Raw genomic sequence first — 6148 nt, 5'->3', positions numbered from 1 at the left:
TGACCAAAACATAAAATTATTAACAGATGAAACGAGCATGACAAAATTTTAACAATTTTGACCCAGAGGGGAATGATAAAATTTTGTCTTGCGAACACCATCTGACCAAAACATAAAATTATTAACAGATGAAAGTTAAAGTAATAAATAATTCAAAACACGCTTTGCCTAACTATGAGACAATTGCCTCTGCAGGAATGGATTTGCGAGCAAATATAGATGAGTCAATCATATTGAAGCCGTTGGAGAGAGCTATTGTTAAAACTGGACTTTTTATGGAGCTTCCTGTAGGTTTTGAAGCTCAGGTAAGACCTCGTAGTGGATTGGCTGCCAAAAAGGGGATAACAGTTCTTAACTCACCCGGAACAATTGATGCCGATTACAGAGGAGAAGTAGGAGTTATTCTTGTAAATCTGTCGAACGAAGAATTCGAGATCAAAGATGGTGAAAGAGTTGCCCAGATGGTTATTGCCAAACATGAGCAGATTGAATGGCTCGAGGCTGTTGTTCTGGAAACCAGCGACAGAGGAGCTGGTGGATTTGGTTCAACAGGTGTTTAGTTAATTTAAATTTAAAGAATATCGTTTGGACAATCCTGAGTGATTGTCCTTTTATATTTAGTATAGAAATCACACACACAAATAGCAATAAAATTAAAAACTAATGAAAATAATAGTACCAATGGCCGGACGTGGTTCACGTCTTCGTCCACATACTTTAACAGTTCCCAAACCTTTAATTCCTATTGCGGGAAAGCCAATAGTTCAAAGACTGGTGGAGGATATTACTAAAGTTATCGAAGAAAAAGTTGATGAAATAGCTTTTGTAATTGGTGATTTTGGTGTTGAAATTGAACAAAAACTTATTTCGATAGCCAACGATTTGGGAGCAAAAGGGAGTATTTATTATCAGGAAGCTCCTATGGGAACTGCTCATGCAATTGCATGTGCGAAAGATTCTTTGGAAGGACCAGTTGTAGTAGCTTTTGCAGATACATTGTTTAAGGCTGATTTTACTTTAGACTCGAATGCTGACGGGGTTATCTGGGTTAAACAGGTTGATGATCCAAGTGCCTTTGGAGTAGTTAAAATTGATGAAAATAAAATAATTACAGATTTTATAGAAAAGCCAAGTGAATTTGTTTCTGATCTTGCAATAATAGGGATTTACTATTTTAAGGATGGAGAAAACCTAAAGCATGAACTTCAGTATCTTATTGATAACGATGTTATTAAAGGAGGAGAGTATCAGTTGACTGACGCTTTGGAGAACATGAAGACTAAAGGCCTGAAACTTAGTCCCGGAACTGTTGATGCCTGGATGGACTGTGGAAATAAGGATGCAACAGTAGATACAAACAAGCAAGTGTTGAAATATGAAAAGGGAGATGAGAATCTTGTTTCCAAAACTTCAACAATAGAGAATTCAATAATCATAGAACCTTGCTATATTGGAGAAAATGTAGTTATTAAAAACTCTAAAATCGGACCATATGTATCAGTAGGAACTGGTACGGTAATTGAAGATTCAAATATTGAAAATTCATTAATCCAGAATAATGCTTCGATGCGTAGAGCCAATTTAGATAATTCGATGGTTGGTAACCAGGCCAGATATTCGGGTACATCAAATTCGATTAGTATTGGAGATTATTCAGTATTAGAGTAGGGTGTTGTTATTCAGTTGTTGCTTGATATAGTTTTTGAATCAGGCAACAGCTGATATATAATGTCAAATTTACTGCCCTATCAGGTTTTAAGCTTAGATATCACATTTTTAACAGTACTTTCAGCTAGTTTGTCGTTTTATATGTTAATGTGATACAATATTTCTATATTTTAGCGTTTTTTAATACCATAGTGATTCCTAATAGGTTAATGTGGTGTTGAAGGATTTATGATCCCGATATTGGATAAACGAAGTCGAATTGTTTTATCAGGTTAACAGTTAAAAACTAAATTCATATGCTGAAAAAGGTTTTAGTCTCAATATTTCTACTCACAGCCATCTCTGGTTGGTCGCAGGATAGTGTTGGAAAAAAAGATAGTACCCAACCATCAGACAGCAAAACAATTGGTTTTGAAAGTTATTACTATGATGCTTTGAATGAGAAAATAAAAGGTAATTATAGGGAAGCTGTTGAACTTTTGAGGCTGGCATTACGTTTTAAACCTAATAATGCTGATGCACAGTATGAAATTTCCATAAATTATAAGAGTCTTAAAGATTACCGAAAAGCAATTCTTTTTGGGGAGAATGCAGTTCTTTTTAGTTCCGAAAATAAGTGGTATCGGCTAAATGTTGCTGAGCTTTATAGTTTGGTGGGTGATAATAACAATGCTGAACGTTGCTATGGGGAATTGGCTAAAATTGAACCTAAATTTATACCGGAATATATAAGAAGTATTGCCAGGACCGGAGAAACAGGCTTAGCATTAGAAAAAGTTGATATCTTTCTTAAGGCTGGCGAAACAGAGGAACTACTTATTATAAAAAGAGATTTGCTGGTTGTAGAAAAAAAGAATGATGAAGCTATTGAACTAACTGAAAAACTTTTAGAAGATAACCCTAGTAATGCAGAGTTTTACTATGATATATCGGAGTTATTAATGCAGGATGGTCAGGTAAACGAAGCAGGTAAATTCATAGAAAAAGGATTGTTACTTTTGCCGGAGAATCCGTTATTAGTACGTCAAAATTTCAAAATATTAATGCGCCAGTCAAAATTTGATGAAGCATTTTTTATATTAGAAGAAGCTTTTGAAAATCCCGAAATGAATTTTAATGAGAAGCTGGGTTTTGTGGTTGATTTTGTTGATAATGATACTGAGCATAAACAAACTTCAAAGTTAATTTCTGCACTTGAATCATGGGTTGGGGAAACAAATGAGCTTAAGATATATCCTATAATTGCAAACCTGTATAAAATAGAGGACAATAAACCTAAAGCTTTAGAAGCCTTTAAGAAGGGTTTTGAAGGTGGTTATACCGAATTTTCAAGTTTAATAGAGATGTTGATTCTCGAACAGGAATTGGGGCGTTTTGATTTATTATTAACCGATTCTGATAAAATGCTGGAGCTGTTCCCTTCGCATCCTGTATTGTATTTGTTTAAGGGATACGCTGCAAATCAGTTAAAGAATTACGACTATTCGATAGAGGTTTTGGATCAAGGGCTGGATTTTGTTGTAAATAACGATAAGTTAAAAGGAGATTTTTACAGTATAAAAGCAGACAACTATTATCAGTTGAATAAAGTTGAAAAAGCTTTTGACGAATATGATAAGGCTGTTGCAGTTGATCCTGAAAATATTGTTTTACTAAATAATTACAGTTTCTTTTTGGCCGAAAGTGGTGTAGATTTAGATAAGGCATTAGAAATGATTAAACAGGTAGTTGGATCTGACAGCAAAAATTCTACATATCTCGATACCATGGCATGGATCTACTATAAAAAAGGAGAATATGAGCAGGCCAGAAAAATATTGAAAGAGGCTATTAATTATGGAGGAGATAGCAATGCTGAAATACTTGAACATTATGGAGATATATTGTATAAGCTCGATAAAGTAAATCTCGCTGTTAAGCAATGGGAGAAGGCTTATGAAATAGCCAGTAGTTCGGATGTTTTGAAGGATAAAATTAATAATAGAGCATTAATTGATGAAGATTAGAAGGGGGAGTTTAATATTTTTAGCGTTTGCAGCTGTTTTTTTTATTAATTCGTGTGGAAGCAAAACTGCAACCACGGAGTATGGCGAAGTAGAACTTCTTTCGCCCAAAAAAGTTGTGGAAAAGTCGGAAGTTAACTTTCCTACACCTGAGTATTTATCTGCTACTTTAAAGATAAAGTATAAGTCGAATAATGCTAAAAGTAGTTTTACGGCTAAACTTAGGATGGAAAAGGATAAGCAGATTTGGGTAAATATCAGCTTTCTGGGAATTTCATTTGCCCGTGGTATTATTACGCCTGAAGGGGTTAGTATGTATGAACGTCAAAACGGGACATATTTCAAAGGTGATTTCGAGTATTTATCAGAATTACTGGGTGCAGAATTAGATTTTTATCAAATTCAGGCATTGTTATTGGGAAATCCGTTGCAGGAAATCAGGACTAATAAATATGAAACTCTTCTATCTAAGAATTCATTGTTGCTGGAATACGATAATAACAGAAAACTTACCAAAAGAGGAGTTAATAATGGAGACTACATAAGGCGTTATTGGTATAATCCTGTTAATTTTGAGCTTGAAAGACAAATGTTGGCTTTGCCCGACAGGAGTACTACATTAATTGTGAAAAACGAGAGATTTAAATCTATTAATAAAAAATACAAAATCCCGAATGATATTAATTTGCAGATAATTAATGGAAAATCAACTATAGTTGATGTAGAGTATAAAGGGATAAAGGTAGATAATAAACTCTCTTTTCCATTTCGAATTCCAAAAGGATATAAGGAGGTGGAAATTAAGACAAATTAATCATCTTTTTGAACAGGGCTAAATTGAATTATCAGGTTAAAAATTGGCAAGAATAATTTTAGTATTAATATATTAGCTCAATAAAATAGTAGTAAACTAAATAATTTATATCAGGTGCGATTTTTTAAACTAACCTTCCTCATACTTTGTGTTTTATCTGGCACAGTTACTTTTGCGCAAAGTAACAGAAAAGAGGAACTCCAAAAGCAAAAAATAGAGCTTCAAAAGGAAATAAGCTATGTAAATACTTTGTTGGATGAGAATAAAAAAGCATCAAAGTATTCTGTTGCACAGGTTAGAAATATTGCCACTAAAATTAATATTCGCGAAGGCTTAATCGATAACATAGGCAGGGAGATAGTTTTTATTGAAAAAAATATAAAGGATAAACAAATCCAAACAGTCGAACTTGAATCAGAATTGGTGGATTTAAAAGCTGATTATGCGCGTATCATTCTTCAGACATATAAATCGAGTTCTTCTTATAACAGAATTTTGTTCTTACTTTCTTCCGATAATTTTAATCAGGCTTTAAAACGGCTAAAGTATATGGAGCAATATACCAGGTATAGAAAAGAGCAGGGGGATAAAATTGAAAAACACAGCACAAAATTAGCCGCAACAATAGAAAAATTAAAGCAGGAGAAAAAAGATAAACTGAGTCTTATTACTTCGAAGGAAGAAGAAAAATCAAGCCTTGAATCTGAGAAGGTTCAAAAGGAGAATGTGTTGGGAGGTTTGAAACGCAAGAATAAGAAGTTGTTGTCGGAAATTAGATCTAAACAGAAAAAATCTAATGCTTTGCAATCCGAAATTCAGAAGATAATAATGGAAGAGATCAGGCTTTCAAGAGAGAAAGCCCGAAAGGAGAATAAAGCTGATAATAGCGGAGTTAAATTTGAGTTGACTGCCGAAGCCAAAGCTCTTGCTGATAATTTTAAATTAAATAAGGATAAATTACCCTGGCCGGTAGAGAGGGGAGTAGTAGTAAGCCGATATGGGAAACATCCCCATCCGACAATGAAAAATATTATTATTGTTAACCATGGGGTTGATATTGCCACAGAAAAGGGTTCGGTAGCAAGAGCAATTTTCGACGGTGAGGTAAGTTCGGTGATATTATCGAAGGGAGGAGCAAAAACTATACTTGTACAACACGGTAACTATTACACAGTATATTCAAACCTCAGTAAAATCTACGTCAAGAAAGGACAGAAAGTTTCGACAAAACAAAAAATAGGAGAAGTATATACCAACTCAAGAACCGGTGATACTGTATTGAAGTTCCAGCTTTGGTATGATAAGAATGAGCAGAATCCTGCTTCGTGGATATATCGTATGTGATGATAGAAACAGTAAGGCCTTTGCTTTGAGCAAAGGCCTTACTGTTTCTAATCAAATATCGATGTACTCTTTAGCTAATTCCCTGTTTATTAATTGCGTTGGTGTACGACCGGAGCATTATTCCTATTGATTAGTTAATAGTGCGCAATTTTTGAGAGAGAATAGCTAGAGCTTATTTCTAAGCTAAAGGCTCCCGGTAAGGCTAGTTCCTTTCGGAAGCTATTCTGTTATTGCACTTTGTTTTTTGTGTTTGTTTATTGCCCATAGGCCTAAGATGATGGCAGCTATTATTAGGAGTGGGATGTAGTCATCTATGGGC

Annotated in this window: 5 protein-coding genes; all 5 read left to right on the top strand. The window is 34.4% G+C overall.

What is annotated here, in order from left to right:
• Positions 1-128: 128 nt before the first annotated feature.
• The 5 genes from dut (at position 129) to ABFR62_12550 (ending at position 5829) form a co-directional block, all read left to right on the top strand.
• Positions 129-560, top strand: coding sequence for a dUTP diphosphatase (dut, locus tag ABFR62_12570; protein ID MEN8139258.1), 432 nt, complete (start codon positions 129-131; stop codon positions 558-560).
• A gap of 103 nt (positions 561-663) precedes the next feature.
• On the top strand, positions 664-1668 hold the full coding sequence (locus tag ABFR62_12565; GenBank protein MEN8139257.1) for a sugar phosphate nucleotidyltransferase: 1005 nt from the start codon (positions 664-666) through the stop codon (positions 1666-1668).
• A 296-nt stretch (positions 1669-1964) separates the two neighbouring features.
• Positions 1965-3674 (top strand): tetratricopeptide repeat protein, encoded by a 1710-nt coding sequence (locus ABFR62_12560; GenBank protein MEN8139256.1) that lies wholly within the window; start codon positions 1965-1967, stop codon positions 3672-3674.
• Positions 3664-4485, top strand: coding sequence for a DUF4292 domain-containing protein (locus tag ABFR62_12555; protein MEN8139255.1), 822 nt, complete (start codon positions 3664-3666; stop codon positions 4483-4485). The genes ABFR62_12560 and ABFR62_12555 overlap by 11 nt, the downstream gene beginning before the upstream one ends.
• A 114-nt stretch (positions 4486-4599) precedes the next feature.
• Positions 4600-5829 (top strand): peptidoglycan DD-metalloendopeptidase family protein, encoded by a 1230-nt coding sequence (locus ABFR62_12550; GenBank protein MEN8139254.1) that lies wholly within the window; start codon positions 4600-4602, stop codon positions 5827-5829.
• Positions 5830-6148: the final 319 nt, after the last annotated feature.

It is taken from the genome of Bacteroidota bacterium, from assembly GCA_039714315.1.
Classification (GTDB): Bacteria; Bacteroidota; Bacteroidia; order Flavobacteriales; family JADGDT01; genus JADGDT01.
The sequence above is the reverse complement of the archived record's forward strand: the minus strand, read 5'-3'. Positions and strand labels throughout refer to the sequence as shown.

Coding starts and splice junctions, on each gene's coding strand:
- dut (MEN8139258.1), top strand. CDS start 129: ATGAAAGTTAAAGTAATAAATAATTCAAAACACGCTTTGCCTAACTAT.
- ABFR62_12565 (MEN8139257.1), top strand. CDS start 664: ATGAAAATAATAGTACCAATGGCCGGACGTGGTTCACGTCTTCGTCCA.
- ABFR62_12560 (MEN8139256.1), top strand. CDS start 1,965: ATGCTGAAAAAGGTTTTAGTCTCAATATTTCTACTCACAGCCATCTCT.
- ABFR62_12555 (MEN8139255.1), top strand. CDS start 3,664: ATGAAGATTAGAAGGGGGAGTTTAATATTTTTAGCGTTTGCAGCTGTT.